The 1,457-nt window shown below is 46.7% G+C and carries 3 protein-coding genes; 1 reads left to right on the top strand and 2 read right to left on the bottom strand.

Going from position 1 to position 1,457, the window contains the following annotated elements; genetic code table 11:
* The first annotated feature begins 110 nt into the window (after positions 1-110).
* A complete protein-coding gene (gene cbiM / locus F6K20_RS38290; protein ID WP_287265243.1) occupies positions 111-788 on the top strand; it encodes a cobalt transporter CbiM in 678 nt (225 codons plus the stop codon).
* A 75-nt stretch (positions 789-863) separates the two neighbouring features.
* Here the strand turns inward: cbiM and psaK are convergent, their stop codons facing one another.
* Both psaK and F6K20_RS38280 read right to left on the bottom strand, forming a co-directional pair.
* Positions 864-1,154, bottom strand: coding sequence for a photosystem I reaction center subunit PsaK (psaK, locus tag F6K20_RS38285; RefSeq protein WP_008179213.1), 291 nt, complete (start codon positions 1,152-1,154; stop codon positions 864-866).
* A gap of 73 nt (positions 1,155-1,227) precedes the next feature.
* Positions 1,228-1,457, bottom strand: a 230-nt coding sequence (locus F6K20_RS38280) for a hypothetical protein (protein WP_287298401.1), incomplete at its 5' end; no start/stop codon positions are given.

The raw sequence follows: 1,457 nt of genomic DNA, 5'->3' as shown, positions 1-1,457 counted from the left end.
GATCTCATCAACCAGTCCTAGTTACACCCCTGTTCAGAGAATGCTCATGGCAGCTGCTGGTGTCTGGGGATTTGTGGGTACAGCACTCTTTTTCTTAGGGAGGAAAACTAATGCACATTCCTGATGGTATTCTCCCTGCTTCTGTCTGTCTTGCTGGTTATGCAGCTACTGGTGGACTCACTTGGTATGCCCTACGTCGAATTGATCAACATAAAAACCCCCAGGAGGCAATTCCCAGAGCATCCTTACTGACCGCTGCCTTTTTTGTAGCATCCTCAATTCACCTCCCCATCCCACCAGCGAGTGTCCATTTCGTTCTTAATGGCTTGTTAGGGGCAATTTTAGGTTATTATGCCGTTCCTGCCATTCTGATTGGTTTGTTCTTTCAAGCAGTTATGTTCCAGCATGGTGGACTCTCCACCCTCGGGATAAATGCAGCCATGATGGGAGTATCAGCCATCTTGGCTTATCACCTGTTCCAATTGCGGCGGGTGTTTGGTAAAGGCAATCGAATTGTTACTGCTATCTTCAGCTTCTTGGCGGGTGCTGCTGGCTTGGGAGTGGCGACGCTAATATTCTTCGTCCTAGTCATTACCAATATTCCTGCTAATTTTAATGTGGCAGCAGAACGGACAGCAATTTACGGGCTAATGGTTGCTCATATTCCCCTGATGGTGATCGAGGGGTCGTTTTCAGCGGCAGTGGTGTTATTTTTGCAGCGAGTTCAACCAGAATTGCTAGGGGAATCGGGAAGGGGAAGCAAATACGATATCAAAAGTCAAAAATAATTTTAGACTAATTGGGGCTTCTGCCACTGCCCCCTCTCCCCTCTCTTCCCCTGAAGCTAAGTCCTTTTTAAGACCTTACAGAACACCACTAGTGGCTAGACCTAAGATGACACCAGCCCCTAGGATGTGACCCAGGCTAGTAGTTGCCAAGAGTTCAGGGATACCAAAATTGGCAAACAGTCCAGAGGCACCGGGTAAAGCTGGGCCTTGACCGGGGTTTTTGATCGCAAAGCGACCAACAGTAATCGCAAACAGATTACACAAAATCATTACTATCCCCACTGTGGGACTCCACTCTGGGGTCACCGGAACAGAGGTTTCCACAGCAGCTAACAAAATTGAGTTAATCAATGCAGTTTCTCCCATTATTGATGAATTGATCAGCAATCAAAGCAACTAAGCAATCAGTAATCAGCAATCAGCAATCAGCAATCAGCAATCAGCTTTTGAATAAAACAGGTAAGCTTTGGCCTGTGGCCACGCTACGGTAACGTTTAATCTGAGTTACGGCTGACGGCTGACAGCTGACAGCTGAATGCTTACCAAAGCAATCATAAGAATTTTGGGGGAGAAAAGTCTCAACTTGTTTTAAGAATTTACATTTAGGACTTACGCATTTGCCCCCTAAATCCCCGAGTGAGGGATTGCTCGCTCGGGAGACTTTGACAT

It is taken from the genome of Moorena sp. SIO2C4, assembly GCF_010672485.1.
GTDB lineage: Bacteria > Cyanobacteriota > Cyanobacteriia > Cyanobacteriales > Coleofasciculaceae > Moorena > Moorena producens.
The sequence above is the reverse complement of the archived record's forward strand: the minus strand, read 5'-3'. Positions and strand labels throughout refer to the sequence as shown.